This window comes from Streptantibioticus cattleyicolor NRRL 8057 = DSM 46488 (genome assembly GCF_000240165.1).
GTDB lineage: Bacteria > Actinomycetota > Actinomycetes > Streptomycetales > Streptomycetaceae > Streptantibioticus > Streptantibioticus cattleyicolor.
Window position 1 is genome coordinate 1038993 of the sequence record NC_017586.1, and the last position, 26280, is coordinate 1065272.

A 26280-nucleotide genomic window follows, 5' to 3' on the forward strand; every position below is an offset into this window, starting at 1 on the left:
CGACCCGGAAGGAGAGGCAGATGACGACCGTGGCACCGACCACGACGCTACCGGCGACGTCCGGAGGCGGTGGTGGCAGCAGCGGCCTGTACGACGTCCTGGAACTCATCCTCGACCGCGGACTGGTGATCGACGCCTTCGTACGGGTGTCGCTGGTCGGCATCGAGATCCTGAAGATCGACGTGCGGGTGGTGGTCGCCGGGGTGGACACGTACCTGCGGTTCGCGGAGGCGTGCAACCGGCTCGACCTGGAATCGGGTCCGCACAAGGACCCCGGGCTGCCGCAGGTGGTCGGCGAGTTGACCGAATCCGGTGCCCAGGGCAAGGCCAAGGGCGCGCTCTCCGGGGCCGCGCAGTCCGTCGCCGACGCCTTCCACCAGGTGCGCGACGGCGTCCAGGGCGAGAGCAAGCAGACGTCCCGGCGCGGCGGCACCCGCCGTAAGGAGGAAGCGGAGGAGGAGCGGTGACCGCCTACGTGTACGGCATCGCCCGGGCCGGCGGCGAGGTGCTGCCGGAAGAGGTGACCGGCATCGGTGACCCGCCGCGCCCGGTGCGCACCGTGGAGCACGCCGGGCTGGTGGCGCTGGTGTCGGAGTGCGCCGAGGCGCCCCGGGCCAAGCGCCGCGACCTGGTGGCCCACCAGCGGGTGCTGACCCGGGCCGCCGAGTGCGGCCCGGTGCTGCCGCTGCGGTTCGGCAGCCTCAGCCAGGACGAGGAGACGCTGCGCGGCGTGCTGGCCGACCGCGCCGACCACTACCGCGAGCGGCTGGCGGCGCTGGACGGCAGGTCCGAGTACCACGTCAAGGCCGAGCACGACGAGGACGCGCTGCTGCGGGACATCCTGCGCGAGGACCCGGCGGTACGGGAACGCAACGCCGCCAACCGCGCGGCCGGCGGCGGCAGTTACCAGGACCGGCTGCGCCTGGGTGAGCTGGTGGCCCGGGCGGTGGAGGAACGGCGGGCGCGGGACGCGGAGTACCTGCGCGGTGAGCTGGCGCCGCTGGGCGAGGACGTGGTGGCCGTCGACGGCTGGCCGGCCGGTCTGTCGCTGCTGGCCGGCCGGGAGGTCACCGGTCCGCTGTCGGCCGCGCTCGACCGGATCCAGGCCGACCGGCCCCGGCTGCGGCTGAAGGTGACCGGACCGCTGCCCCCGTACAGCTTCGTCGAACCGCGTTCCGGGGCGGCCTGATGGGGCTGCTGACGGCGGTGCTGACGCTGCCGGCGGCGCCGGTGCGCGGTACCGCGTGGGTGCTGCGGCAGGTGGTGGCCGAGGCGGAGCGCCGTTACTACGACCCGGAGGTGATCCGCGCCGAACTGGCCGCGCTGGCCGAGCGGCTGGACGCCGGCGAGCTCGACGCGGACGCCTTCGACGCCGCCGAGGACGCGCTGCTGGAGCGGCTGGCCGAGGCCCAGCGGCGGCGGAGTTGAGGACCATGCGGAAGGGGAGACGATGACCGCCCGGCTGCCGGAGCCCTACGCCCCGGCCGACCCCGCGGGGCAGAACCTCGCCGACATCCTCGAACGGGTGCTGGACAAGGGCGTGGTGATCGCCGGGGACATCCGGATCAACCTGCTCGACATCGAACTACTCACCATCAAACTGCGGTTGGTGGTCGCCTCGGTCGACAAGGCCAAGGAGATGGGCATCGACTGGTGGGAGCGCGATCCGGAACTCTCCTCGGCGGCCGGCGACCGCGAACTGGCCCGGGAGAACGCCGAGTTGCGCGCCCGCCTGGCGGCGCTGGAGACGGAGGGGACGCGGTGAGCGAGCTGCTGTACGCCTACGGCGCGGTGCGCGCCGGTGCCGAGCCGCCGGCGCCGGGGCTGCGCGGGGTGGCCGGCCGGCCGGTGCGCCTGGTGTGCCACGAGGAGCTGGCCGCGCTGGTCAGCCCGGTGCCCGCCGAGGAGTTCGAGGAGTCGGCGCTGCGGTCCCGGCTGGAGGACCTGGGGTGGCTGGAGGAGACCGCCCGGGCCCACCAGCGCGTGGTGGACGCCGCCGCCTTCCCCGGCCCGGTGCTGCCGCTGCGGCTGGCCACCGTCTACCGGGACGAGGAGGGGGTACGGCGGATGCTCGCCGCCGACCGGGAGCGGTTCGCCGAGTCGCTGGACCGGGTGGAGGGCCGGGTGGAGTGGGGGGTGAAGGCGTACGCGACGGTGCCGCCGGAGCAGCCGGCCGCCCGCCCGGCCGAGCCCGCCGCCCCGGTGCCGGCCGGACCCGGTGCCGGCCGGGAGTACCTGCGCCGCCGCAGCCAGGCCCGGCGGGTCCGGGAGGACGGCATGGGGCGCGCCCACGAGGTGGCGCGGCAGGTCCACGAGGCGCTGCACGGGTACGCCGAGGCGTCCCGGCTGCACCGCCCGCAGGACGCCCGGCTCTCCGGGGAGCGCGACCCCAACGTGCTCAACGCGTCCTACCTGGTGCCCTCCGCCGAGGCGAGCGGCTTCGCGGCGCGGGTACGGGCGCTGGACGCCTCCACGGACGCGGCCCGGCTGGAGCTGACCGGCCCGTGGGCGCCGTACTCCTTCGTCACCTCATGACGTCGGCCGCGCCCCCGGAGCCCTTCGCCGAGCGGCGGATCGCCCTGGTCGACCTGCTCGACCGGCTGCTGGCCGGCGGGGTCGTGCTCAGCGGCGACCTGACCCTGCGGATCGCCGACGTGGACCTGGTGCGCATCGAACTGCGCGCGCTGATCAGCTCGGTGGGCGCCCTGATGGACGGCATGGAAGGCCCGGCATGACACAGATGTCCCTGGAACCGGACACGGTCGAACGTGATCTGGTCAAACTGGTGCTGACAGTGGTCGAGTTGCTGCGTCAGCTGATGGAACGGCAGGCGGTGCGCCGGGCCGATGCCGGTGATCTCACGGCGGACCAGGAGGAACGCATCGGGCTCACCCTGATGCTCCTGGCGGACCGCATGGACGCGCTGTGCGCCCGGCACGGCATCGACCCGGCGGAACTCAACCTGGACCTGGGCCCGTTGGGGCCGCTGCTGCCCGAGCGGTGACCGGCACCGCGCGGCGGGCTACCGTCCGGACGGGATCACCAGGGTGGCTCCGGGGGCCAGCCGGTCCGGGGAGGAGCCGACCGCCTGGTGGTTGGCCCGGTACAGCGCGGGCCAGCCGCCCTTGACGCCGAACCGGGCGGCGATGCCGCTGAGGGTGTCGCCGGACTGGACGACGTAGAAGCGTCCCACCGGGCCGCGGTGGGAGGAACGGTCGGCGGCCTCCGGCCCGCGCGGGTCGTCACCGTCCGGGGGGCGTACGCCCTTGGCGCACTGCGGCCACGCCTGCCACCCCTGGGCGCGCACGACCCGTTCGGCGACGGCGATCTGCTGTTCCCGGGTGGCCAGGTCGGCCCGTGGCGCGTAGGCCAGGCCGCCGGCCGCCTCCCAGGTGCCCTGGTAGAACTGGAGTCCGCCGTAGTAGCCGTTGCCGTTGTTGACGTGCCAGTTGCCTCCGCTCTCGCACTGCGCGATGGTCTCCCACACCTCCGAGGGCACTGCCGCTTGGGACTCCCCCGCGCTGCCCAGCACCGCGACCAGCGCGGTGACCGGCAGCGCGACCGCACACGCCGCACGGGCCCGGCCCGCTGACGGGTCGTCCTGGGCCCGGGCAGGCTCTTGTGTGTTCGTCGTACGAAGTGGGTGCATCGCCTCACGCTAGGGCGCGTACCCGGCGTGGCCGCACCGTGGCACGCCACACGGCCCGGGGCCCCACCCGGTCGGCGTACCGGATGGGGCCCGTTCGGCGCAGCCGGTCAGACGGTCAGCCGCTGGCCGGGCATGATCAGGTCGGGGTCGCCCCCGATGACCTGCCGGTTGGCGGCGTAGAGCCGCTGCCAGGTGGTGCCGTGGGCCTCGGCGATGGTGCTGAGGGTGTCGCCGGGGGCCACCGTGTAGCCGCCGTGTCCGCCGGCCGACCGGTGGGTGGTGGGCGCCGGGCGCGCGGGCTGCTCGCCGCGGGAGACCGGGGCGTTGTGGTGGCGGTGGGTGGTGGTGACCGGCTTGTAGGTCTTCAGTTCGGTGCCGGCGGCCCCGGGCGCGCTGCCGGAGGCCCCGGCCTGGCCGGAGCAGACCGGCCAGGCGCCCCAGCCCTGCGCCGACTGGACCTTGGCGGCCACGGCGATCTGCTGCTCCCGGCTGGCGCCGTCGGCGGTGGGCGCGTACCGGGTGCCGCCGTAGGCACGCCAGGTGGAGGCGCTGAACTGGAGCCCGCCGTAGTAGCCGTTGCCGGTGTTGATGTGCCAGTTGCCGCCGCTCTCGCACTGGGCGATGCGGTCCCAGACCCCGCTGTCGGCCGCGTGGGCCTGGCCGGCTGCCCCGAGGGCGGCCAGCGGTGCCACGGCCGCCGCTCCGGCGAGGACCGCGGCCCGCGCCGAGCGGCGCAGCTTCTTCGCGGTGGCCGGCGCGTTCTGCTCGTGGCGTTCCGGATGACCGGACATGAATCCCCTTCACTGCGAACCCGGGCTCCCCCTGTTGCCGACGGAACGGCCGCCGTGGCGCCTGGTGCGCCGGCGTTCGTCCCGCCCGTCCGCTGCGCCCGCCGAGGCGGGTGCATCTCCCGTGCGGACTGCCCGGGTGGTGCTGTCTGCACACGGCCGCCGAATCTAGGAAGCCGACGCCGTCGTCGGCAACCAAATCCCTTGCCGCCCAGGCCAGTTGGGGGTTACCGGCGGTAAATCGGCCGTTCGGCCGGGCGGTTGGCGACCCTTTATCACCATTTACGACCCCGACCCGGGCCTTCCCTGTGAATTTCTTCACGCGTTCACAAGCGGAGGGCCGGTTGCCCGCTCGACGCAGCGTCAGCGTTTCGGCCCCGGTGTCACCGAGCGTGTCCGACCGGCCGAACCGGTACCGGACGGCGCGTGACCCCGGCCACAGATCGTCCGTTGTCACTGCGAGCCCGGAAGCCCCGGGCCCGCAGTGTCCGCATCCACCGAGGAGTCATCCCGTGCCGCCCATGCTCGATGTCAGCGACGAGGTACGCGCCGAGATCGGCGATACGGAGGCCGACCGCCTGCTGGCGGGCGACAACACGCCCGGCCGGTACGACTGCACCTCCTGCCGCGCCCCCGGTGACACCACCAGGGAACGCACCAGCACGGTGCTCTTCGTCGGCGAGGAGACCGCGGTGCTCGCCTTCGCACACGCGAGCTGCATCCCCTCGCAGGTCGTCCCGGTCTCCGAGGAGCAGCTCCAGGGCGCCGTCCGGAGCATCACCGAGACCGCGGGTCCGGTCGCCGTCCCCGGTCCGGCCGGCGACGAGGCCGCCCCGGCGCGGCCGGACGTGCCCCGGCAGGCGGTGCTCGGCATCACCTGCGGCCTGGTGCTCTGCCAGGGCGCCCCGTGCCCGGCGCTCGTGGTGGAGCCGACCAGCCCGGTGGGACGCCCCGGCAGCACCGCCGACGACGAGTTCCTCGACCTGCTCGGCGAGGAGGGGTTCCAGCCCGTCACCACGCTGGAGGAGCCGCCGCCGCTGCTGGAGGGCTGGTCGGTGCTGCTGGTCATGGGGCGGCTGCACGCCGTGCTCCAGGGCGGGAGCAACAGCGCCAACGCCGTCGCCTGGTGGCAGGCGCACCAGCCGTTGCCGGTCACCGACGAGTGGCGGGCCGCCGTCAACCGCACCAACGAGGTCATCGTCTACGCCGCCCCGGTCGGCACCATCGGCCGTCAGCCCCGCGAGGACCTGCTGCGTACCGCGCTGGACAAGGCGGCGGCCAACGGGCTGCTGGTCGGCGGCCGGATGCCGCTGGCCGGCACCTGATCAGCGGCCGGCGCGCACCCGGGGCGACCGCGGCACCGGCGTGACCGACGCCGGTCCGCGGTCGCCGCACGCCCCGGCACCCGCGTACGGCACCCGCATACATATTCGGGAACAACGGCGTCAATCCCGGCCACCCGGAAGGAGTCGGCCAATACGCCCGAACGGCCCGCATCCCGGACGCGTCACGCTCGTTGCCCCTTACGTGCACACCTATGACGCCGCTTCGCCGTACCACGGCCACCACATCCCTGCCATGCGGGCGCCGCACGACTCCGTCACCGGCTCCAGCACGCCGATCTACGACGCGCTCTGCTCGGAGTACCGCAGGCTCTTCCGCGCCCTGCCCGGCGACCGCACCGGTGAGGAACACTTCAGCTACGAGAGCTGGACGCCCTGGGAGCGGTACGGCCCCCGCCCCGCTCCCCCGCCGCCCGTCCCCCCGCAGCCGTACCACCCGCGCCACCGCGGCATGGTCCGCGCGGCGCTGCCGCCGGGGCCCTCCGGCGGTCCTCCCGGCCCGTACGACAACCGGCCGCACGGACGCTGAGTCCGTACGGCCGGCCGCCCGGTCGGTGACCGGTTACTTCTTGCGACCGCGCTTCTCGCGCACCCGCACCGACAGCTGGATCGGGGTGCCCTCGAAACCGAACTCCTCACGCAGCCGGCGCTCGATGAACCGCCGGTAGCCGGCCTCCAGGAAGCCGGAGGCGAAGAGGACGAAGCGCGGCGGCCGGGTGCCCGCCTGGGTGCCGAAGAGGATGCGCGGCTGCTTGCCGCCGCGGATCGGGTGCGGATGGGCGGCCACCAGTTCGCCGAGGAAGGCGTTGAGCCGCCCGGTGGGCACCCGGGTCTCCCAGCCGGCCAGCGCGGTCTCGATCGCCGGCACCAGCTTCTCCATGTGGCGGCCGGTCTGCGCCGAGACGTTCACCCGCGGCGCCCACTGCACCTGGACCAGGTCCTGCTCGATCTCCCGCTCCAGGTAGTAGCGGCGCTCCTCGTCCAGCAGGTCCCACTTGTTGTAGGCGATCACGACGGCCCGGCCGGCCTCCACGGCCATCGAGATGATCCGGGTGTCCTGCACCGACAGCGTCTCGCTCGCGTCGATCAGGACCACCGCCACCTCGGCCTTCTCCAGCGCCGCCGCGGTGCGCAGCGAGGCGTAGTAGTCGGCGCCCTCGGTGAGGTGGACCCGGCGCCGGATGCCCGCGGTGTCCACGAACTTCCAGGTCTTGCCGCCGAGTTCGATCAGCTCGTCGACCGGGTCCCGGGTGGTGCCGGCCAGCTTGTCGACGACCACCCGCTCCTCGCCGGCCACCTTGTTGAGCAGCGAGGACTTGCCGACGTTGGGGCGGCCGAGGAGCGCGACCCGGCGCGGGCCGCCGAGGCCGGCGCCGAAGACCTGCGCCGGCGCCTCCGGCAGCGCCTCCAGGATGGCGTCGAGCAGATCGCCGGTGCCGCGGCCGTGCAGCGAGGAGACCGGGTAGGGCTCGCCGACGCCCAGCGACCACAGCATGGCCGCGTCGGCCTCGCCGCTGGGGCCGTCCACCTTGTTGGCGCAGAGCACCACCGGCTTGCCGGCCCGGCGCAGCAGCTTGACCACGGCCTCGTCGGTGTCGGTGGCGCCGACGGTGGCGTCCACCACGAGGACCACCGCGTCGGCGGCCTCGATGGCGAACTCGGCCTGGGCGGCGACCGAGGCGTCGATGCCGAGGACGTCCTGCTCCCAGCCGCCGGTGTCGACGATCTTGAAGCGGCGGCCGTTCCACTCCGCCTCGTAGGTGACCCGGTCCCGGGTGACCCCGGGGCGGTCCTCCACGACCGCCTCCCGGCGGCCGATGATCCGGTTCACCAATGTCGACTTGCCGACATTGGGCCGGCCGACGACGGCCAGCACCGGCAGTGGTCCGTGGCCGGCCGCGGCGACGTCGCCCGCGACGTCCTCGAGGTCGAAGCCCTCCTCCGCCGCGAGCTCCATGAACTCGGCGTACTCGGCGTCGCCGAGCGCGCCGTGCTCGCCGTACTCGTTCTCGTGGTCCATGAAGTCGTTTCCTCGTCCGTCAGCAGTGGGGGCCTCGAAAGCAGACCCGGTCTTGGTTCAACGCCGCCCGGTGGCCCGCCGGGCGTCCCGCAGGTGGGCGGTGAGCCGCTCCTGGATGCGGGCGGTGGCCGCGTCCAGCGCCGCCCGGGTGCGCCGGGCCCCGGGCCCGCCGTCCGTCCCGGTCGCGTCGAACGGGTCGCCGAAGACCACGTCGACCCGGCCGCGCAGCGGCGGCAGCGCCGGGACCAGCCGGCCCGCCCGGGCACTGCCGAGCACCGCCACCGGCACCACGGGGGCACCGGTGCGTACCGCGAAGTAGGCCAGCCCGGACCGCAGTTCGGCGAAGTCACCGCCGCCGGACCGGGTGCCCTCGGGGAATATCCCAAGCACCCCGCCGTCGGCCAGCACCCGCAGCGCCGCCATGACCGCCGACCGGTCGGTGCTCCCCCGGTCCACCGGCACCTGGCCGATGGCCCGCAGGAACCGGCCGAGCGGGCCGACGAACACCTCCCGCTTCACCAGGAAGTGCACCGGCCGCGGGCAGGTGCCCATCAGCATCGGGCCGTCCACGTTGTGCGAGTGGTTGCCGGCCAGGATCACCGGTCCGCTCGCCGGGAGCCGCCAGGCGCCGAGCACCCGCGGGCGCCACAGGCCGTTCATCAGGCCGATGCCGATCCGGCGGCCGATCGCGGCGCCCCGCGCGGAGGGCGCCTGCTCCGGCGCCCGGCCTCCCGCCGGAGCCGCCGGGGTCACCGGGCCGCCCTCTCCCCGATCAGGGTGACGATGCGTTCGACGACCTGGTCGAGGGTGAGTTCGGTGGTGTCCACCTCCACCGCGTCGTCCGCCTTGGCCAGCGGCGACGTACGGCGTCCCGAGTCGGCGGCGTCGCGCTTGGCCAGCGCTTCGCGGGTGGCCGCCAGGCCGACGGCCTCCTTGCCCTTCAGCTCGCCGTTGCGGCGGGCGGCGCGGGCCTCCTCGGAGGCGGTGAGGTAGATCTTGAGCGTGGCGTCGGGCAGCACGGTGGTGCCGATGTCCCGGCCCTCCACCACGATGCCCCGGGCGGCCCCGGCCGCCGCGGCGCGCTGCAGCTCGACCAGCCGGCCGCGTACCTCGGGCACCGCGCTGACCGCGGAGACCGCCGAGGTGACCTGCTGGGTGCGGATGGGCGCGGAGACGTCCTGGCCGTCCACGGAGATGACGGGGGCGGCCGGATCGGTGCCGGAGACGATCTGCGGCTTGCCGGCGGCGAGGGCGACCTCGGCCGGGTCGGTGACGTCCACCCCGTTGTTCAGCATCCACCAGGTCATCGCGCGGTACTGGGCGCCGGTGTCCAGGTAGGCCAGCCCCAGCTTGGCGGCGACCGCCTTCGACGTGCTCGACTTGCCCGTGCCGGAGGGGCCGTCGATGGCGACGATCACCGGAGTTTCCACAGCGCTGGGGCCTTCCTCGTGAACCGGATGCGGGGGGCGGGGTACGGCGCCGGGCCGACGCCATCCCCCAAGGTTACCGGCCGGGCCCGGGCTCCCGTGCCGGTGCCGTCGGCCGGCCGCCGGGGGGGCGGCCGGCCGGGGCGGGCGCGCGGTCACCCGCGGATCGACCAGCCGCGTTCCCGCAGCGCCGCGGTGAGCCCGGCGACCGACCGGGGCTCCACCATGAGCTGGACCAGACCGGCCTGCTGCCCGGTGGCGTGCTCGATGCGCAGGTCCTCGATGTTGACCCCGGCCGCGCCCGCGTCGGCGAAGAGCCGCGCCAGCTCGCCGGGGCGGTCGCCGATCAGCACGGCCACCGTCTCGTAGGCGGCCGGGGCGGCGCCGTGCTTGCCCGGGATCCGGTCGCGTCCGGCGTTGCCGCGCAGCAGCACGTCCTCGATGCCGCGGGCACCGGTGCGGCGCTTGTCCTCGTCGGCGGACTGGAGCGCGCGCAGCGCCTCGACGGTCCCGGTGAGGTCGGCGGCGACCGCGGCGAGCACGTCGGCGACGGGGCCGGGGTTGGCGGCCAGGATGTCGAGCCACATGGCCGGCCGCGAGGCGGCGATCCGGGTCACGTCCCGGATGCCCTGCCCGCACAGGCGCACCGCGGTCTCCTCGGCGTGCTCCAGCCGGGCCGCCACCATGCTGGAGACGAGCTGCGGGGTGTGCGAGACCAGCGCCACCGCCCGGTCGTGGGCGTCGGCGTCCATCACCACCGGCACCGCCCGGCACAGCGCGACCAGCTCCAGGGCGAGGTTGAGCACCTCGGTGTCGGTCTCCGGGGTCGGGGTGAGCACCCACGGGCGGCCCTCGAACAGCTCCTCGGTGGCGGCCAGCGGCCCGGAACGTTCCCGCCCGGCCATCGGGTGGGTGCCGAGGTAACGGCTGAGGTCGCCGCCGAGCGCCTCCAGGTCGCGGCGCGGCCCGCCCTTGACGCTCGCCACGTCCAGGTACCCGCGGGCCACCCCGGCCCGCTGGGCCTCGGCCACGGTGGCCGCCACGTACGCCGGCGGCACCGCGACCACCGCCAGGTCGACCCGCCCCTCGGGCGGCTCCGCCGTGCCCGCCCCGAGCGCGGCCGCGGTACGCGCGGCATCCGCGTCCGCGTCACGCAGATGCACCACGACCCCTCGCGCGGTCAACGCCAGTGCGGCGGACGTTCCGATCAGGCCGGTGCCTATGACGACGGCGGTACGCATGCCGCCATCCTGCCCTAACCCCCCGCCCCGACGTGCGCGGGGCGGGGCCGAACGCGGCGGTCGCCCCGGGATCCGCCCGCGCGAGCGGAAACGCGGCGGCCCGCCCGTCCGCCCGCGAGCGGGAACCGGGTGGACCCGGTGGTGCCGCGTCACGGCCCGCGCGGACGGGATCGCGGGCGAGCCGGGTCGCCCGAGGACACCGCCCCGCACGGGAACACGGACCGACACGGCCGCCCGAGGGCACCGACCCGCACGGGAACGCGGACCGACACAGCCGCCCGGGGGCACCGACCCGCACGGGGATGCCGACGGGGCCGAGGGGCACGGGCGCGGTGGGGGCGGGGTGTCGGGTAGAACGGTGCGCATGATCTACCACGTGGTTCCGCTGGACGACTGGTTGCGCATCCCGGACCGCCCGTACACCCCGGCCTCGCTGGCCGAGGAGGGGTACGTGCACTGTTCGCCGGACGAGGCGACCGCGTTGGCGGTGGCCGACGCCTTCTACCGGGAGGCGGTCGGCCCGCTGATGGTGCTGATGATCGACGAGGAGGCGCTCGACGCCCCGGTCCACTGGGAGGCGGCCAGCCCGGCGCCCCCGCCGGGCTCCGGCCCCGAGGTGCGCTTCCCGCACGTGTACGGGCGGATCAACCGGGGCGCGGTGGCCGGGATGCTGGAGGTGGAGCGGGACGACGAGGGCCGGGCGGTGCGGCTGCGGGCGTGGGCCTGAGTGCCGCCGCCCGGCGCTGTCGGGGCGTTGCTCAGAGGTCGACCTCACGCATGAGCATGCCGACCTCGGTGTTGGTCAGCCGGCGCAGCCACCCCGACTTCTGGTCGCCGAGCGCGATCGGGCCGAAGCGGGTGCGCACCAGCTTGTCGACGGGGAACCCGGCCTCGGCGAGCATCCGGCGCACGATGTGCTTGCGCCCTTCGTGCAGGGCCACCTCGACCAGGTAGTTCTTGCCGGTGTTCTCCACCACGCGGAAGCTGTCGGCGCGGGCGTAGCCGTCCTCCAGCTCGATGCCGCTCTTGAGCCGCTTGCCGAGGTCGCGCGGGAGCGGGCCCTGGATGGCGGCGAGGTAGGTCTTGGTGACGCCGTAGCGGGGGTGGGTGAGCCGGTGGGCCAGTTCACCGTGGTTGGTGAGGAGGATGATGCCCTCGGTCTCGGTGTCCAGCCGGCCCACGTGGAACAGCCGGGTCTCCCGGTTGGTGACGTAGTCGCCCAGGCACTGGCGGCCGTCCGGGTCCTCCATGGTGGAGACCACCCCGGCCGGCTTGTTGAGCGCGAAGAACAGGTACGACTGGGTGGCGACGGTCAGCCCGTCCACCCGTACCTCGTCCTTCTCCGGGTCGACCCGGAGCCCTTGCTCGGTGACGATCTTGCCGTTGACCTCGACGCGGCGCTGCTCGATCAGCTCCTCGCAGGCGCGCCGGGAGCCGAGGCCGGCCCGGGCCAGCACCTTCTGCAGGCGCTCGCCCTCGGGTTCGCCGAAGGTCTTGGGGAGCTTCAGGGCCGGACGGTCGTGCCGGGCCCGGTTGCGCTCCTCTATCTGGGCGTCGAGTTCGCGCGGGCGGGCGGGGGCGGTACGGCCGCCGGTCTGCTTGCGCGGGCCCGCCTGCTTGCCGGCCGCGGGCTGGCCGGCGCCGGGACGGCCGGGCTTGCCGGAGCGGCCGGCGGCACCGGGCTGGCCGACGTCGTAACGGCGCTCCTCCGGACGCGGCCGGCCCGCGCGCCTGTTCTTGTCGTCGCGGTTGTCGCCCGCGCCACGGTAGTTCCGGTTACCGCTGTTCCTGCCGCTGCTTCGCATCAATGTTCCGTAGTCGAGGTCGGTTCGGGGGCGTCCGGGTCGAACGACGGAAGCGCTTCCGCGGATTCCGCTTCGACGGCGTCGGCCTCCGGGAGGAACGGTGCCAGCTCGGGCAGCTCGTCGAGGCCGCGCAGGCCCATCCGTTCCAGGAAGTAGTTCGTCGTCCTGTACAGGATCGCACCTGTTCCGGGTTCCGTCCCAGCCTCCTCCACCAGTCCGCGCTGGAGGAGGGTGCGCATCACGCCGTCGCAGTTGACGCCGCGCACCGCGGCGACCCGGGAACGGCTGACCGGCTGGCGGTAGGCGACCACCGCGAGCGTCTCCAGCGCGGCCTGGGTGAGCCGGGCCTGCTGGCCGTCGAGGACGAACCGTTCGACCGCGGCGGCGTACTCGGGCCGGGTGTAGAACCGCCAGCCGCCGGCGACCAGGCGCAGGTCGAAGCCGCGGGCGGTGCGGGCGTACTCGTCGGACAGCTCGCGCAGCGCGTCGGCGACCGCGCGCCGCGGCCGTTCCAGCAGCCGGGCCAGGTCGGCCTCGGTGGCCGGTTCGTCGACCACCATCAGGACGGCTTCGAGCGCGGGCTTGAGCGCGAGGGCGGCGACGTCGGCCGGGGCCTGGCCGGGCGCGATGTCATCGGTGGTGGTCATCGGGGTCCATCCTGGCCCGCCGGGGGCGAGCCGTCGAACTCGTCGCCGATCAGCGCGGCGGTGTCCGGTCCCGTGCCGCCGGTCCAGCGTACGGTGAGCGGGCCGAGCGCCTGCTCCTGGTCGAGGGCGACGGCCTTCTCCCGGTACAGCTCCAGCAGCGCCAGGAACCGGGCGACCACGGTGAGAGTGTCGGGGGCGTCGGCGACCAGATCGGCGAAGGTGGCCTTGCCCCGCTCGCGCACCGCGGCGACCAGGATCGCGGCCTGCTCGCGGACGCTGACCAGGGGCGCGTGGATGTGGTCGACGTACACCTGCGGCCTGGGCCTGGGCTGCATCGCCTTGGCGGCGAGCCGGGCGAACCCCTCGGCGCCGATGCTGATGACGACGTCCGGCAGGAGTTCGGCGTGGTGGGGTTCGAGGCCGACGGTACGGGGGTGGTGGCGGGCCTCGGTGGTCAGGCGTTCCTCGAAGATCTCCGCGATGCGCTTGTACGCGCGGTATTGCAGCAGCCGCGCGAAGAGCAGGTCGCGGGCCTCCAGCAGCGCCAGGTCGGCCTCGTCCTCGACCTCGGCGGCGGGCAGCAGCCGGGCCGCCTTCAGGTCCAGCAACGTCGCCGCGACCACCAGGAACTCGGTCGTCTGGTCCAGGTCCCAGTCCGGCCCCATGGCCCGGATGTGCGCCATGAACTCGTCGGTGACCTTGGAGAGCGCGACCTCGGTGACGTCCAGTTTGTGCCGGGAGATCAGCTGGAGGAGGAGGTCGAACGGCCCCTCGAAGTTGGCCAGCCGGACGGTGAACCGCCCGTCGGCGCCCGGGTCGGCCTCGGTGTCGGAGGCTTCGTCGGGCGTTGCGTCGGGGGTCTCGTCGGGGGTTTCGTCGGGGGCGGGGGGCTCCTGGGCCGGGCCGTGGCCGAGGGGGCGGCGGGCGGGGCGGGGGTGCGGCATGACGGTCCAGGGAACGGGGGAACGGCGGAGGGGCCCGGCGGGCGCGCCGGACCGGCACACTACCGCCGGGCGCGTCAGCGTCCCCGCAGGCGGCGCACGAGGATGCTGGCGTCGCCGCGCGATTCGAGGTCGGCGAGGACCACGGCGACCGCCTCGCGCACGATCCGTCCGCGGTCCACGGCGAGTCCGTGCTCGCCGCGGAGGACCAGCCGGGCGTGTTCGAGGTCCATCAGCTCCTCGGCGGAGACGTAGACCGTGATCTTCTCGTCGTGGCGTTCCCGTCCGCTGGGGCGGCGGTTCTGGCTGCCGCGGCGTCGGCCGCGCTGCTGCTGGGCGACCACCCGTTCCTGCGGCTGCTGGCGGCGGGCGGGGGAGGATTCGGCCGCGTTGCCGCGGGCGTGCTCGGCGGCGTCCGGCCGGCCGTCGTCGCGGGCCGCGGCGTCGGCGTCGGCGGGTGCCTCGCCCGGGGCCTGCCCGGCCGGGGCCGCGTCGGGCCCGGCGGCCGGTGCCGGGACCGGCCGCAGCCGCTCGGTGCCGGCCGGCCCGCCCGCCTCGCCGCCCGGGTGCTGCCGCGGCGAGGAGGGCTGGAGGGCCGTGCCCCCGGTGGTGCGGAAGAGTTCCTCGGCTCCGGGCAGACTCACTCGGCGTGGCACCGGGCGAGCACCTCCCTGGCGAGTTGCCGGTAGGCGGCGGCGCCCACCGAGTTGGAGGCGTAGGTGGTGATCGGCTCGCCGGCCACCGTGGTCTCCGGGAAGCGCACGGTGCGTCCGATGACGGTGTGGAAGACGTGGTCGTCGAAGGCTTCCACGACCCGGGCGAGCACCTCGCGGCTGTGCACGGTGCGCGAGTCGTACATGGTGGCGAGAATGCCGTCCAGTTCCAGCTCGGGGTTGAGCCGCTCGCGGACCTTCTCGATGGTCTCGGTGAGCAGGGCGACCCCGCGCAGCGCGAAGAACTCGCACTCCAGCGGAACGATCACCCGGTGGGCGGCGGTCAGCGCGTTGACGGTGAGCAGACCGAGCGAGGGCTGGCAGTCGATGATGACGTAGTCGTAATCGGCCATCAGCGGCTTCAGGGCGCGCTGCAGGGTCGACTCGCGGGCCACCTCGCTGACCAACTGGACCTCGGCGGCCGACAAGTCGATATTGCTGGGCAGCAGGTCCATGCCGGGCACGGCGGTCTTCAGCAGCACCTCGTCGGCCGACATGCCGCGTTCCATCAGGAGGTTGTAGACCGTCAGGTCCAACTCCATGGGGTTGACGCCCAGTCCGACGGAGAGGGCGCCCTGCGGGTCGAAGTCGACCAGCAGCACCCGGCGGCCGTACTCGGCGAGGGCGGCACCCAGGTTGATGGTGGACGTGGTCTTGCCGACGCCGCCCTTCTGGTTGCACATGGCGATGATCTGGGCGGGCCCGTGCTCGCTCAGCGGGGACGGGATCGGAAAGTAGGGCAGCGGGCGGCCGGTCGGACCCACGCGCTCGCGGCGCTGGCGGGCCACGTCCGGGGCGAGGGTGGCCGCGTACTCGGGGTCGGGTTCGTACTCCGCGTCCGGGTCGTAGAACTGACCGTCCGTAAGGTCTTCCTCGTATGGCGACATGGCGTGCGTGGGGTGCGTCTCCGGGTTCGCATCGGGCCGGCGAGCCGCGAAAGTGCGGACCGCGACAGATCCTACGGCCGCGAGCCGCGTCGGGCTCGGACCCTGAACGGTCGTTCCTGGCTGACCACCCCCGGGAGCAAATGTCGACTCATTCACAAGTCGTCTTACCTCCTTGGTGACCAGGAAACTTCTAGATAGGTCAGCGTGACACCATGCCGACGGTTGGCGACTCTATGGCGTGTCGGCGGTCTGCAGCAACACAATCCACCGGAGACGGCGCGATGTGTCGGCAACGGAACACCGCTCTGTCAAGGGTCCAACCACCCCAACCGCGAAGTTTCGCCGCGGTGCGAATAGGCGGAATCCAGCCGAAGGTCACCGCAAGCGCACCGGCCGGGTCTTGACGGACAAGACCCGGCCGGTGCGGCGGTGTTGGCACAAGGTGACGCAAAGTACGTCACCCGCCGTCCAGTTGTCAGCCCAGCAGGCTGTTGAGGTCGGTCACCGGCAGGCCGTGCGCCTCGCCGACCTCGGGGTAGACGATCTGACCGTCGTGCACGTTGAGCCCCTTGGCCAGCGCGGCGTCCCGGCGCAGCGCCTCCCGCCAGCCGTTGTTGGCCAGCGAGACGATGTACGGCAGGGTCGCGTTGGTCAGCGCGTTGGTGGAGGTGTTGGCCACCGCGCCGGGCATGTTGGCCACGCAGTAGAAGATCGAGCCGTGCACCGGGAAGGTGGGCTCGGCGTGCGTGGTGGGGCGCGAGTCCTCGAAGCAGCCGCCCTGGTCGATGGCGATGTCGACCAGGACCGAGCCCGGCTTCATGCGCGAGACCAGCTCGTTGGTGACGAGCTTGGGGGCCTTGGCGCCCGGGATGAGGACGGCGCCGATCACCAGGTCGGCCTCGAGGACCGCCTTCTCCAGCTCGAAGGCGTTGGAGACCACGGTCTTGACCTTGGTGCCGAAGATCCGGTCGGCGTCGCGCAGCTTGTTGATGTCGCGGTCGAGCAGGGTCACCTCGAAGCCCATGCCGACGGCGATCTGGGTGGCGTTCCAGCCGGAGACGCCGCCGCCGATGACGACCGCCTTGGCGGGGGCCACCCCGGGGACGCCGCCCGGCAGCACGCCACGGCCGCCGGCCGAGCGCATCAGGTGGTAGGCGCCCACCTGCGGGGCGAGGCGGCCGGCCACCTCGGACATCGGGGCCAGCAGCGGCAGCGCGCGGTTGGCCAGCTCGACGGTCTCGTAGGCGATGGCGGTGGTGCCGGACTCGATCAGCGCGTCGGTGCACTCCCGCGAGGCGGCCAGGTGCAGGTAGGTGAAGAGGGTCTGGTCCTTGCGCAGCCGGTGGTACTCCTCCGCGATCGGCTCCTTGACCTTCAGCAGCAGATCGGCGGTGGCCCAGACCTCGTCGGCGGTGCCCAGGATCTGCGCACCGGCCGAGGTGTACTCGTCGTCCGTGATCGAGGAGCCGCGGCCGGCCCCCTGCTCCACGAAGACCTGGTGCCCGTTGCGCACGAGCTCGTGCACACCGGCCGGGGTGATGGCGACGCGGAACTCGTTGTTCTTGACCTCGCGGGGGATACCGACCTTCACGTGGATCACGGTCCTTGTTGAGAAGAGTGCAGATACACGTCCGGACATGCCAGGACATATGAGTGACATGTGGGCGCACGCCCGGAACCGACCGCGTTGACTGCGGCTGAGCCAAGTCTAATGAAGGGAGACGCGCTGTCTAGCCTTACAAAGTGAATAGTTTCGCGGAAGGCATTGGCAGATTCGTAGGCTGTCCCTCCGGATGGCGTCTTGTTGTCCCAGGGTGAGGGGCGGGCGGCGGCGCAGGATCAGGCGGGTGGGGCGCCGTGCGGCTGGAGGAGGCGGCCGGCCGCCTCGCGCTGGATGCGCGCCCCGGCCGGATCGCCGAGCCGGTCCAGGACGTCGGCCATGCGCAGCAGGATCGTCCCCTCGGTACGGGTGTCGCCGGCCTGCCGTGCCCAGTGCAGCGCCTCCTGGCCGGTGCGCAGCGCCTCCTCCGGCTGCCCGGACCGCTCCTGCACCACGGCGGTGGCGGCCAGCGCCCGGGCGACGCCGGACGGATCGCCGGCGCGCCGGGCCACGGCGGCGGCGGACCGCCACTCGCGCAGCGCGACCGCGGTTCGCCCCGCCGAGGTGGCCAGCGCGCCGAGCCGGCCGTGCAGCCGTACCTGGGCGGCGAGGTCGCCCCGGCCCAGCCGTAGGGTGAGCGCCCGGCCGTACCAGTCCGCGGCCCGTTCCGCGTCGCCCAGCTCGCGGTAGCCGTCGCCGAGCGCTTCGAGCGCCCGGCCCTGCGCGAGCGGGTCGTTGCCGGCCCGGGCGGCGTCCAGGGCGGCCCGGTAGCCGCGCAGCGCCTCGGCGCTCCGGCCGCGCCGCGCGTCGAGGTCGGCCAGTTCCAGCAGCGCCGCCGCCTGCTGCCGGGGCTCGGCGTGCCGCTTCGCCACGGTGAGCAGCAGTCCGTGCAGCTCGTACAGCTCCGGTACCCGGTCGGCGGCCTGCCGGTGGGCCTCCAGCGCCCGCAGCAGCGCGACGGCCAGCCGGCGGGCCAGGGTGTCCAGCTCGCCGTCGGCCACCGCGATCCGGGCCGCCGCCAGCAGCACCGGGAACCGCTCGCGCAGCCAGCGGTCGGCCGCCTCGGCGGAGGGGAAGCGCACCTCCTTGGGCAACTCCGCGGCGGCCTTGCGGGCCGGTGACCCCAGCGGCTCCGCGTAGCCCCGGCACGACCGCAGCAACCGCACCGCCCGCTCCAGCATGCGGGCCCGGGCCACGGTCACGTCGGCGGGACGCTCCCGCGCGGCAAGCTCGGCGGCGAGCAGCGGCTGAAGGCTGCCGAGGACGAGGCGGGTGCCGTCCGGGCCGGGGCGCACCACGCCGTGGGTCAGCAACTCGTCGAGCATCCGCCCCGCCGCGGCCGGCGCGCACCCGGCCAGCGCGGAGGCGAACTGGTCGTCCACGGTGGCGTCCGGGGCGATCGCCAGCAACCGGGCGAGCCGGGCGGCCGGCCCCGGCAGCGCCGCGTACACCACCCGGAACGCCCGCGCCACCGGCGAGACGTCCGTCTCCGCCTCGGCGACCCGGCTCACCTCGGCCAGCGCGTCGCCGACCGTCCGCCCCGGACGGGCCGCCATCCAGCCCGCCAGCAGCCTCAGCGCGGTGGGGTTGCCCTCGCACTGCCGCGCCAACGCCTCCGCGGCGGCCGGATCACACGTCACCCGGGTCGCCCCGGCCACCTCCGTGATCAACTCCACCGCGGCCCCCGCGTCGAGCCCCCCGAGCGCGCACGGCCGCACATCGGCGACCCCCGCCAACGGCCCCCTCGACGTCGCCACCACCAACGCCTGCGGCCCCCCGGGCAACACCTCCGCGACCTGCCCGCCCTCGGCCACGTCGTCCAACACCACCAGCACCCGCCGCCCCTCGACCGCCGCCCGCAGCACCCCCACCGGATCCCCCACGACATCCCCGCCTCCGGCGAACGGAGCACGCGCCGGCGCGCCGGACGAAACGGACGCGCCGCCTACGCCGGGCGCCCCGGCAGACGCCGTACCCGTCGGCCCACCCGGCCTCCCGGGCGGAACGGCAGGCGCCGCGCCCGGCGACGCGCCGGGCCTCCCCGACGAAGCCGCCGCCCCGGCAGGCATCGACACGCCGGACACCCTCGACGGAGCGGCGTGCTCCGCGCTGGGCGAAGCGGAGCGATCGGCGCGCGCAGTAGGCGCCCCGGTAGAAGTGGACGGATCAGCGGGCGCGGTACGCGCGCGGGCTGAAGCCGCCGCCCCGCGAGGCGCGGCACCCGACGAGGCGGACAGCCCGGCGGACGCGTCCCCCGCCCCGGACGACGGCGCCGGACCCGAGGGGGCCGATACGGAGGTGGTCGTGGGGGCCGGGACCGCGCGGGCCGGGGGCACGGCGGCGACCGGCCGGGACGCTTCGGCGGGGGCGCCGGCGGCCTGGGCCGGCAGGCCGGGCACCGGCGCGGGGCGGGGCGGCAACCGCCAGGAACGCAGCAGGTCGCGGGCGATCCGGGCGGCCGGCAGCGGGGTGCCGTCGGCCCCGGTGAGCCGGGCGAAGAGGAGGCCGTCCGGGTAGCGGGCGGCGAGTTCGGCGGCGAGGCGCAGCGCCAGGGTGGTGCGGCCGGAGCCGGGGCGGCCGGCGATCAGCAGGACCCGGGCGGCGGCCGGGGCGCTGCCGCGCAACGCGGCCAGCCCGGGGCGGTCGATCTCGGCGTGGAGTTCGGCCAGCTCACGGCGGCGGCCGACGAAGACGGCGGAGCCGGCCGCCGCCGAAGCCCCGGCACCCAGCTCGTGATCGGCCACCGGCACACTCCCGTCGTGACTGCTGCGTCCCTGCGCGCACGAGCGTAGTTCACCGGGTGCGCCATGATCGGCAGCCGGCGGCGGACACACCAGAAGGTGATCACCCCGACGGATCAGCCGATCAACCGATGAATTGATCGGCCGCCGAATCCGTCAGGGCTGGAACGGGCGCGCCGGCCAGGGGGCGTCGGCGGGGCGCAGCGCGTCCGGGCCGTCCCCGGTGAGCACCGCCTGGAGGGCGAGGACGCCCACCGCGAGGCACGCGTTGTGCAGCTCACCGGCGAGCACCTGACCGACCAGCTCGGCCACCGGCACCCGGTCGAACTCGAACTCGGCCTCCTCCTCGGCGGCCTCGAAGCGCTCCCCCTCGGCCGGGGCGAGACCGCGCGCGAGGTAGACCCGGATCGCCTCGTCGGAGCCGCCGGGGGTGCTGTAGATGTCCACCAGCACCCGCCAGTCGTCGGCCTTGAGGTGGGCCTCCTCGTACAGCTCGCGCTGGGCGGCGCGCAGCGGGTGCTCGCCGGGGACGTCCAGCAGCCCGGCCGGCAGTTCCCACAGCCGGTGGCGCACCGGGTGGCGGTACTGGCGCAGCACCAGCACCCGTTCCTCGTCGTCGAGGGCGACCACGGCGACCGACCCGGGGTGGGTCTGGTAGTCGCGGCGGGCGGTACTGCCGTCGGGCATCCGCACGACATCGGTACGCACTCCGGTGACCTTGCCGGAGAACGGCGTCTCGGTGGCCGTGACCGGCCATTCCTCGGGGGTGTCGTACGGCAGCGCGTGGTCGGCCATGGCTCCTCGGTTCCTTCGTGCCGGACGGAACGGCGGTGTCCGTGACGGTTTCGTGCTGACGTGACGCCGGTTACCCGGCGTGGCCGGGGTCGAACGCGACGACCGGGCCGGGCGGCGTGCGGCGGCCCGGCCCGGTGCGGCGGCTCAGCCCTCGGCGGACCCGGCGGAGTCGGCGGACCCGGCCGGGGCGGCGGCCGGCACCGCCCCGGCCGGGTCCTCGGTCTGCCGGCGCACCGCCGCGGCCACCAGGCCGGCGAAGAGCGGGTGCGGCCGGGTCGGCCGGGACTTCAGCTCCGGGTGGGCCTGGGTGGCCACCAGGTAGGGGTGGACCTCCCGCGGGTACTCCACGTACTCCACCAGCTTGTTGTCCGGGGAGGTGCCGGAGAAGACGATGCCCGCCTTCTTCTCCAGCTCGGCGCGGTAGGCGTTGTTGACCTCGTAGCGGTGGCGGTGGCGCTCCTCGACGTAGGGCTCGCCGCCGTAGACCTCGCGGACGATGGAGCCCTCGGCGAGCTTGGCCGGGTAGAGGCCGAGCCGCATGGTGCCGCCCAGGTCGCCCTTGCCCTCGACGATGTCGAGCTGCTCGGCCATGGTGGAGATCACCGGGTGCGCGGTGGCCGGGTCGAACTCGGTGGAGTTGGCGTCGGTGATCCCGGCGAGCACCCGGGCCGCCTCGATCACGATGCACTGCAGGCCCAGGCAGAGCCCGAGCAGCGGCACCTTGTTCTCCCGGGCGAAGGTGATCGCCTGGACCTTGCCCTCGACACCGCGCTCGCCGAAGCCGCCGGGGATGCAGATGGCGTCCACGTCGCCGAGCTGCTCCCGGGCGCCGGCCGGGGTGCGGCAGTCGTCGGAGGTGACCCACTTGATGGAGACGCGGGCGTTGTTGGCGAAGCCGCCGGCGCGCAGCGCCTCGGTGACCGACAGGTAGGCGTCGGGCAGGTCGATGTACTTGCCGACCAGGGCGACGGTGACCTCGTGGGCCGGCTCGTGGACCCGCTTGAGCAGGTCGTCCCACTGGGTCCAGTCCACGTCGCGGAAGGGCAGGTCGAGGCGGCGGACCACGTAGGCGTCGAGGCCCTCGCCGTGCAGCACCTTGGGGATGTCGTAGATCGACTTGGCGTCGATGGCGGCGACCACCGCGTCCTCGTCCACGTCGCACATCAGCGAGATCTTGCGCTTGATGGCGGTGGGCACCTCGCGGTCGGCGCGCAGCACGATGGCGTCCGGCTGGATGCCGATGTTGCGCAGCGCGGCCACCGAGTGCTGAGTCGGCTTGGTCTTCAGCTCGCCGGAGGGGCCGATGTAGGGCAGCAGCGAGACGTGCACGAAGAAGACGTTGTCCCGGCCGACCTCGTGGCGGACCTGGCGCACCGACTCCAGGAACGGCAGCGACTCGATGTCGCCGACGGTGCCGCCCACCTCGGTGATGACCACGTCCACGTCCTCGGTCGCCATCCGGCGGATCCGGGACTTGATCTCATTGGTGATGTGGGGAATGACCTGGACGGTGTCGCCCAGGTACTCGCCCCGCCGCTCCTTGGCGATCACCGTCGAGTACACCTGGCCGGTGGTGACGTTCGCGGAGCCGTCCAGGTCGACGTCGAGGAAGCGCTCGTAGTGGCCGATGTCCAGGTCGGTCTCGGCGCCGTCGTTGGTGACGAAGACCTCGCCGTGCTGGAACGGGTTCATCGTGCCCGGGTCAACGTTGAGGTACGGGTCCAGCTTCTGCATGGTGACCCGCAGTCCGCGCGCCTTCAGCAGCGCGCCGAGGCTGGAGGCCGTGAGCCCCTTGCCGAGCGACGACGCCACACCCCCGGTGACGAAGATGTGCTTGGTCGTGCCGGCACTTCGGATGGACGCAGCTTTGCCAGGGTGAGGCAGTGCCAAGAGGGGGCTCCCGTGGTCGCTAGGTGGAGGGCGGACGGCTCGGTGCGGAGGGAGCCGTCGCGGCGGTTCAGTGGTTCAGCCCACCGGCCCACGGGCTACCAGGGTATCAGCGGCTCACCGCCGACGCGCCCGACGGCACCCCGCGCGGCGGTCACCGGAGGCCGCCGCGCCTCACCCGTGTGAAGGACATCACCACGCCGTGGCCTGCGCAGGCGGCGCACGCGGTATTACGGTCGGCCTTCGCTCACCCGACCGGCGCACCCCGGCTCGGCCAGGACTCGCACACCGCCCGCCCTCCCGTCGTATTCTGCTCGGACACTCCCTCCTGTCGCCGACGAAGGCGTGGGTGGGGGCCCACTGCGAGCCGGCCGGCACGGCACCATCCCCGCCGCCTCCTTGAGCCGCGGTCCCCGTTCGGCGCGTACGACACAGCGGCGGACGGTCCACGGTCACCAGGGGGCACCGGAGCCGGGTTCGTCGAAATCCGCCAGACCTGGAAATCAACCGTCCTTCGGATCGGTTCTACAAGTTCGACTGTTCGACTGGAGATGCACGTGGCCGGGCGCATCGAGGACTACGCACTCATCGGTGACATGCAGACCGCCGCCCTGGTCTGCCGGGACGGCACGGTGGACTGGCTCTGCCTGCCCCGGTTCGACTCCCCCGCGGTCTTCGCCGGGCTGCTGGGCACCGAGGAGCACGGCTACTGGCGGCTGGGCCCGGCCCACAACCCCGCCGACGGTCCGGCGCCGGCCACCCGGCGGCGCTACCGCGGTGACTCGCTGGTGCTGGAGTCGGAGTGGGACACCCCGCGCGGCACCGTGCGCGTGGTGGACTTCATGCCGCCGCGGGACGGCGCCCCGCAGCTGATCCGCATCGTGGAAGGGGTCAGCGGCCGGGTGCCGATGCGCTCCGCGCTGCGGATGCGTTTCTCGTACGGCTGGGTGGTGCCGTGGGTGCACAAGGTGAACGACGCGCAGACGCCGGAGGGGCGCACGGTGGCCGTGGCGGGCCCCGACTCGGTGTGGTTCGACACCGAGTGCCCCACCTACGGCAAGGACCTGACCACCTACGCCGACTTCACGGTGGCCCCGGGCGAGCGGGTGGCGTTCACCATCAGCTGGCAGCCCTCCCACCACGAGCCGCCGGCGCTGCCGGATCCGGCCGGGTCGCTCCAGGCCACCGAGGAGTTCTGGCGCGATTGGGTCGAGCAGTGCACGTACCACGGCCCCTACCGGGACGCGGTGGTGCGGTCGTTGATCACCCTCAAGGCGCTGACGTACGGCCCGACCGGCGGCATCGTGGCGGCGCCGACGACCTCGCTGCCGGAGGACATCGGCGGGGTGCGCAACTGGGACTACCGGTTCACCTGGCTGCGGGACGCGGCGATCACCCTGTCGTCGCTGCTGCGCACCGGCTACCGCGAGGAGGCCCGGGCGTGGCGCGAGTGGCTGCTGCGCGCGGTCGCCGGCGACCCGGAGAACCTCCAGATCATGTACGGCATCGCCGGTGAGCGCGAGCTGGGCGAGACCGAGCTGTCCTGGCTGCCCGGGTACGAGGGCTCGCAGCCGGTCCGGGTCGGCAACGGCGCCGCCCACCAGCTCCAGCTGGACGTCTACGGCGAGGTCAGCGAGGCGCTGCACCTGGCCCACATGACCGGGCTGGCCCGCAACGACTACGCCAGCCTGCTCCAGCTCAAGCTCATCCAGTACCTGGAGGACCACTGGCAGGAGCCGGACGAGGGCATCTGGGAGGTGCGCGGCCCGCGCCGGCACTTCGTGCACTCCAAGGTGATGGCCTGGGTCGCCGTGGACCGCACGGTCAAGCTGATCGAGTCCGGCGAGGTGGACGGCCCGCTGGAGCGCTGGCAGGACCTGCGCGACGAGATCCACCGGGACGTGTGCGACAAGGGGTACGACAAGGAACGCAACACCTTCACCCAGTCCTACGGCTCCAAGGAGCTGGACGCCTCGCTGCTGCTCATCCCGCAGGTGGGCTTCCTGCCGCCGGACGACAAGCGGGTGATCGGCACCATCGAGGCGATCCAGCGGGAGCTGACGGTGGAGGGTGGCTTCGTGCTGCGCTATCCGACCGAGGGCACCGACGAGGGCGTCGACGGCCTCCCCGGTGACGAGGGCGCCTTCCTGGCCTGCTCGTTCTGGCTCGCCGACGACCTGGCGATGATCGGCCGGGTGGACGAGGCGCGGGCCCTGTTCGAAAAGCTGCTGTCGCTCCGCAACGATCTCGGGCTGCTCGCCGAGGAGTGGGACCCCCGCCTCCAGCGCCAGGTGGGCAACTTCCCGCAGGCCTTCAGCCACGTGCCCCTGATCGACACCGCGCTGCGGCTGACCGCCAGCGGCGCGTACGGCGGCTAGGCCCGGTCACCAGGCCGCCGGGCCGGGCAGCGTCAACTCGTCGTAGAGGCTGAGGACTTGGGCGACCGTGTCGTCCTCGGTGGGCCAGGTGGCGGCCTGGGCCGGGCCGGCGGTGGCGAGGCGGGCCCGGGCCCGGGGGTCGGTGAGGAGCGCGGTGACGGCCCGGGCCAGGGTGCGCGGTTCGCCGTAGGGCACCAGCACCGCGGCGTCGCCGACCAGTTCGGGGACGCCGCCGACCGCGGTGGCCACCAGCGGCACCCCGGCGCGCAGGGTGTGCTGGACGACGTGCGGATGGCTCTCCCGGCGGCCGGGCTGCACCACGAGGTCGGCGGCGGACAGCAGCCACGGCAGGTCGTCGCGGTCGCCGACGAGCCGCACCGGCAGGTCCTCGGCGTCGATCCGGCGCTGGAGCGGGCCCCGGCGGCTGCCCTCGCCGGCCACCACGACCAGCGGCCGGGGGTCGAGCGCCCGCCAGCTCACGGCGGCGTCCAGCAGCAGGTCGTACCCCTTGTGCTCCTCCAGGCGTCCGGCGGAGAGCACCAACGGGCGTTCCACCGCGCCGAGTTCGGCCCGGGTCTTCTGGCGGAGCAGCTCGGCCTCGGCGGCGGGCACCTCGTCACCGGGCGGCGGGGGCGCGACGGGGGCGAGCCGGACGTCCCGGGCGCCGAGCCGCCGTACCCGGTCGACCTGTTCGTAGGAGGCGGCGAGCACCACCGCGGCGGACCGGGCCGCGCGGCGCTCCATCAGCCGCAGCAGCCGTCCGCCGCCGTGCGGGGCGCCCCCGTGCCAGCTCACCACCAGCGGCTTGCGCCCGGCCACCGCCAGTGAGGCGAGGAACGCGGCCCGCGGCCCGTGCGCGTGGACCACCCCGGCACCGGCCAGCGCCGGACGCAGCGCGGCGACGGCCAACGCGTCGCCCCACGGCCCGGGCTGACGGGCCGTCTCCACGTGGGCGAAGCGGGCACCGGCCCGTACGCAGTGGTGCATCACCGCGGCGTCGGCCGGGCCGCACACCGTCACCTCCACCCCACGCGCCGTCAGCCCGCCGGCCAGCGAGCCGACGTGGTCACCGAGCACCCCGGCCGCGGTGCCCCGTGGCGCGCCGGCGAACACCTGGACGGCACGCAGCGGTCCGCGCGACGGGATCGATGCACTGCTCACAAAGGTCGGCTCCTGTGTCGGTCACGGTGAACGGCCTTGGGCGGACAGGTGGTTCGGCTCCAGGATGCCAGCCGGATACGACAACCACAGTCCCACTCGCCCGGCGCACCGCGTCACCCCCGCGCCCGGACGCTCCCGTGTCACCCGTACGAGTGGCGTTACCGGAAGGGCGCCGGGTCGGGTACGACGGCGTTGGGCGGCCACGACGGCGCGGAGCGTCAACCCCCGGCGTCCCCGGCGGCCACGGTCGCCGGTAC

Annotated in this window: 27 protein-coding genes; 11 read left to right on the forward strand and 16 right to left on the reverse strand. The window is 74.2% G+C overall.

The window, feature by feature from the left end:
• Positions 1 to 20: 20 nt before the first annotated feature.
• Genes SCATT_RS04335 through SCATT_RS04365 form a run of 7 tightly spaced genes read left to right on the forward strand, consistent with a single transcriptional unit; the run spans position 21 to position 3004 of the window.
• Positions 21 to 467 carry a gas vesicle structural protein GvpA gene (locus SCATT_RS04335; RefSeq protein ID WP_014141715.1) on the forward strand — a complete coding sequence of 149 codons (447 nt, stop codon included), beginning with the start codon at positions 21 to 23 and terminating at the stop codon, positions 465 to 467.
• On the forward strand, positions 464 to 1189 hold the full coding sequence (locus SCATT_RS04340; RefSeq protein WP_014141716.1) for a GvpL/GvpF family gas vesicle protein: 726 nt from the start codon (positions 464 to 466) through the stop codon (positions 1187 to 1189). Before SCATT_RS04335 ends, SCATT_RS04340 begins: the two co-directional genes overlap by 4 nt.
• Complete coding sequence (locus SCATT_RS04345; RefSeq protein WP_014141717.1) at positions 1189 to 1428, forward strand: gas vesicle protein GvpG; 240 nt, start codon at positions 1189 to 1191, stop codon at positions 1426 to 1428. Before SCATT_RS04340 ends, SCATT_RS04345 begins: the two co-directional genes overlap by 1 nt.
• A gap of 22 nt (positions 1429 to 1450) precedes the next feature.
• Entirely contained in the window at positions 1451 to 1765 is a 315-nt protein-coding gene (locus SCATT_RS04350; protein ID WP_014141718.1) for a gas vesicle protein, read from the forward strand.
• On the forward strand, positions 1762 to 2535 hold the full coding sequence (locus tag SCATT_RS04355) for a GvpL/GvpF family gas vesicle protein (RefSeq protein WP_014141719.1): 774 nt from the start codon (positions 1762 to 1764) through the stop codon (positions 2533 to 2535). The genes SCATT_RS04350 and SCATT_RS04355 overlap by 4 nt, the downstream gene beginning before the upstream one ends.
• On the forward strand, positions 2532 to 2735 hold the full coding sequence (locus SCATT_RS04360; protein ID WP_014141720.1) for a gas vesicle protein: 204 nt from the start codon (positions 2532 to 2534) through the stop codon (positions 2733 to 2735). Before SCATT_RS04355 ends, SCATT_RS04360 begins: the two co-directional genes overlap by 4 nt.
• A complete protein-coding gene (locus tag SCATT_RS04365) occupies positions 2732 to 3004 on the forward strand; it encodes a gas vesicle protein K (protein WP_014141721.1) in 273 nt (90 codons plus the stop codon). The genes SCATT_RS04360 and SCATT_RS04365 overlap by 4 nt, the downstream gene beginning before the upstream one ends.
• Positions 3005 to 3022: 18 nt before the next feature.
• On the opposite strand, the gene SCATT_RS04370 is transcribed toward SCATT_RS04365, so the two are convergent.
• Positions 3023 to 3649, reverse strand: coding sequence for a LysM peptidoglycan-binding domain-containing protein (locus SCATT_RS04370; protein ID WP_014141722.1), 627 nt, complete (start codon positions 3647 to 3649; stop codon positions 3023 to 3025).
• A 107-nt stretch (positions 3650 to 3756) separates the two neighbouring features.
• Positions 3757 to 4440, reverse strand: coding sequence for a LysM peptidoglycan-binding domain-containing protein (locus tag SCATT_RS04375; protein WP_014141723.1), 684 nt, complete (start codon positions 4438 to 4440; stop codon positions 3757 to 3759).
• A gap of 509 nt (positions 4441 to 4949) precedes the next feature.
• Here SCATT_RS04375 and SCATT_RS04380 point away from each other — a divergent pair.
• Together SCATT_RS04380 and SCATT_RS04385 are read left to right on the forward strand one after the other, a co-directional pair.
• Positions 4950 to 5762 carry a hypothetical protein gene (locus SCATT_RS04380; RefSeq protein WP_014141724.1) on the forward strand — a complete coding sequence of 271 codons (813 nt, stop codon included), beginning with the start codon at positions 4950 to 4952 and terminating at the stop codon, positions 5760 to 5762.
• A 202-nt stretch (positions 5763 to 5964) separates the two neighbouring features.
• Positions 5965 to 6309, forward strand: a complete 345-nt coding sequence (locus tag SCATT_RS04385) for a hypothetical protein (protein ID WP_014627488.1) — start codon at positions 5965 to 5967, stop codon at positions 6307 to 6309.
• Between the two features lie 33 nt (positions 6310 to 6342).
• On the opposite strand, the gene der is transcribed toward SCATT_RS04385, so the two are convergent.
• The 4 genes from der to SCATT_RS04405 all read right to left on the reverse strand — a co-directional run bounded on the left by der (position 6343) and on the right by SCATT_RS04405 (position 10468).
• Positions 6343 to 7800 carry a ribosome biogenesis GTPase Der gene (der, locus tag SCATT_RS04390; RefSeq protein WP_014141726.1) on the reverse strand — a complete coding sequence of 486 codons (1458 nt, stop codon included), beginning with the start codon at positions 7798 to 7800 and terminating at the stop codon, positions 6343 to 6345.
• Between the two features lie 57 nt (positions 7801 to 7857).
• Positions 7858 to 8553, reverse strand: a complete 696-nt coding sequence (locus tag SCATT_RS04395) for a lysophospholipid acyltransferase family protein (RefSeq protein ID WP_014141727.1) — start codon at positions 8551 to 8553, stop codon at positions 7858 to 7860.
• The gene (gene cmk, locus SCATT_RS04400; protein ID WP_014141728.1) at positions 8550 to 9218 is read right to left on the reverse strand and encodes a (d)CMP kinase; all 669 of its coding nucleotides are present in this window, start codon (positions 9216 to 9218) and stop codon (positions 8550 to 8552) included. The genes SCATT_RS04395 and cmk overlap by 4 nt, the downstream gene beginning before the upstream one ends.
• Before the next feature lie 164 nt (positions 9219 to 9382).
• Positions 9383 to 10468 (reverse strand): prephenate dehydrogenase, encoded by a 1086-nt coding sequence (locus tag SCATT_RS04405; protein ID WP_014141729.1) that lies wholly within the window; start codon positions 10466 to 10468, stop codon positions 9383 to 9385.
• Positions 10469 to 10832: 364 nt separating this feature from the next.
• Between SCATT_RS04405 and SCATT_RS04410 the strand changes: the two genes are divergently transcribed.
• Complete coding sequence (locus SCATT_RS04410; RefSeq protein ID WP_014141730.1) at positions 10833 to 11195, forward strand: DUF952 domain-containing protein; 363 nt, start codon at positions 10833 to 10835, stop codon at positions 11193 to 11195.
• 31 nt (positions 11196 to 11226) lie between these two features.
• Here the strand turns inward: SCATT_RS04410 and SCATT_RS04415 are convergent, their stop codons facing one another.
• From SCATT_RS04415 to SCATT_RS04455, 9 genes are all read right to left on the reverse strand, one after another.
• On the reverse strand, positions 11227 to 12273 hold the full coding sequence (locus SCATT_RS04415; RefSeq protein ID WP_014141731.1) for a pseudouridine synthase: 1047 nt from the start codon (positions 12271 to 12273) through the stop codon (positions 11227 to 11229).
• On the reverse strand, positions 12273 to 12920 hold the full coding sequence (gene scpB / locus SCATT_RS04420) for an SMC-Scp complex subunit ScpB (RefSeq protein WP_014141732.1): 648 nt from the start codon (positions 12918 to 12920) through the stop codon (positions 12273 to 12275). Before scpB ends, SCATT_RS04415 begins: the two co-directional genes overlap by 1 nt.
• Complete coding sequence (locus SCATT_RS04425; protein ID WP_014141733.1) at positions 12917 to 13864, reverse strand: segregation and condensation protein A; 948 nt, start codon at positions 13862 to 13864, stop codon at positions 12917 to 12919. The genes scpB and SCATT_RS04425 overlap by 4 nt, the downstream gene beginning before the upstream one ends.
• 74 nt (positions 13865 to 13938) lie before the next feature.
• The gene (locus SCATT_RS04430; protein WP_407696588.1) at positions 13939 to 14505 is read right to left on the reverse strand and encodes a hypothetical protein; all 567 of its coding nucleotides are present in this window, start codon (positions 14503 to 14505) and stop codon (positions 13939 to 13941) included.
• Positions 14502 to 15617 (reverse strand): ParA family protein, encoded by a 1116-nt coding sequence (locus tag SCATT_RS04435; RefSeq protein WP_078590616.1) that lies wholly within the window; start codon positions 15615 to 15617, stop codon positions 14502 to 14504. Before SCATT_RS04435 ends, SCATT_RS04430 begins: the two co-directional genes overlap by 4 nt.
• 319 nt (positions 15618 to 15936) lie before the next feature.
• The gene (gene ald / locus SCATT_RS04440) at positions 15937 to 17052 is read right to left on the reverse strand and encodes an alanine dehydrogenase (protein ID WP_014141736.1); all 1116 of its coding nucleotides are present in this window, start codon (positions 17050 to 17052) and stop codon (positions 15937 to 15939) included.
• 248 nt (positions 17053 to 17300) lie between these two features.
• Positions 17301 to 19805: a Tetratricopeptide TPR_4 gene (locus SCATT_RS04445; protein WP_014627491.1), complete on the reverse strand. Its 2505-nt coding sequence runs from the start codon at positions 19803 to 19805 to the stop codon at positions 17301 to 17303.
• A gap of 153 nt (positions 19806 to 19958) precedes the next feature.
• Positions 19959 to 20597 (reverse strand): NUDIX domain-containing protein, encoded by a 639-nt coding sequence (locus SCATT_RS04450; RefSeq protein ID WP_014141738.1) that lies wholly within the window; start codon positions 20595 to 20597, stop codon positions 19959 to 19961.
• Between the two features lie 144 nt (positions 20598 to 20741).
• Entirely contained in the window at positions 20742 to 22454 is a 1713-nt protein-coding gene (locus SCATT_RS04455; protein WP_078590857.1) for a CTP synthase, read from the reverse strand.
• Positions 22455 to 23035: 581 nt separating this feature from the next.
• Here SCATT_RS04455 and SCATT_RS04460 point away from each other — a divergent pair.
• Positions 23036 to 24862, forward strand: a complete 1827-nt coding sequence (locus SCATT_RS04460; protein ID WP_041824428.1) for a glycoside hydrolase family 15 protein — start codon at positions 23036 to 23038, stop codon at positions 24860 to 24862.
• A gap of 6 nt (positions 24863 to 24868) precedes the next feature.
• Here SCATT_RS04460 and SCATT_RS04465 read toward each other — a convergent pair whose 3' ends face one another.
• Complete coding sequence (locus SCATT_RS04465) at positions 24869 to 26023, reverse strand: glycosyltransferase family 4 protein (RefSeq protein WP_014141741.1); 1155 nt, start codon at positions 26021 to 26023, stop codon at positions 24869 to 24871.
• Positions 26024 to 26280 lie beyond the last annotated feature (257 nt).

Excerpts from the sequence above, each read along its gene's own strand:
- der (WP_014141726.1), bottom strand. The coding sequence starts at position 7,800 with ATGGACCACGAGAACGAGTACGGCGAGCACGGCGCGCTCGGCGACGCC.
- SCATT_RS04375 (WP_014141723.1), bottom strand. The coding sequence starts at position 4,440 with ATGTCCGGTCATCCGGAACGCCACGAGCAGAACGCGCCGGCCACCGCG.
- SCATT_RS04405 (WP_014141729.1), bottom strand. The coding sequence starts at position 10,468 with ATGCGTACCGCCGTCGTCATAGGCACCGGCCTGATCGGAACGTCCGCC.
- SCATT_RS04460 (WP_041824428.1), top strand. The coding sequence starts at position 23,036 with ATGCACGTGGCCGGGCGCATCGAGGACTACGCACTCATCGGTGACATG.
- SCATT_RS04345 (WP_014141717.1), top strand. The coding sequence starts at position 1,189 with ATGGGGCTGCTGACGGCGGTGCTGACGCTGCCGGCGGCGCCGGTGCGC.
- SCATT_RS04365 (WP_014141721.1), top strand. The coding sequence starts at position 2,732 with ATGACACAGATGTCCCTGGAACCGGACACGGTCGAACGTGATCTGGTC.
- SCATT_RS04370 (WP_014141722.1), bottom strand. The coding sequence starts at position 3,649 with ATGCACCCACTTCGTACGACGAACACACAAGAGCCTGCCCGGGCCCAG.
- scpB (WP_014141732.1), bottom strand. The coding sequence starts at position 12,920 with ATGACCACCACCGATGACATCGCGCCCGGCCAGGCCCCGGCCGACGTC.
- SCATT_RS04425 (WP_014141733.1), bottom strand. The coding sequence starts at position 13,864 with ATGCCGCACCCCCGCCCCGCCCGCCGCCCCCTCGGCCACGGCCCGGCC.
- SCATT_RS04415 (WP_014141731.1), bottom strand. The coding sequence starts at position 12,273 with ATGCGAAGCAGCGGCAGGAACAGCGGTAACCGGAACTACCGTGGCGCG.
- SCATT_RS04335 (WP_014141715.1), top strand. The coding sequence starts at position 21 with ATGACGACCGTGGCACCGACCACGACGCTACCGGCGACGTCCGGAGGC.
- SCATT_RS04410 (WP_014141730.1), top strand. The coding sequence starts at position 10,833 with ATGATCTACCACGTGGTTCCGCTGGACGACTGGTTGCGCATCCCGGAC.
- SCATT_RS04350 (WP_014141718.1), top strand. The coding sequence starts at position 1,451 with ATGACCGCCCGGCTGCCGGAGCCCTACGCCCCGGCCGACCCCGCGGGG.
- SCATT_RS04450 (WP_014141738.1), bottom strand. The coding sequence starts at position 20,597 with ATGGCCGACCACGCGCTGCCGTACGACACCCCCGAGGAATGGCCGGTC.
- SCATT_RS04360 (WP_014141720.1), top strand. The coding sequence starts at position 2,532 with ATGACGTCGGCCGCGCCCCCGGAGCCCTTCGCCGAGCGGCGGATCGCC.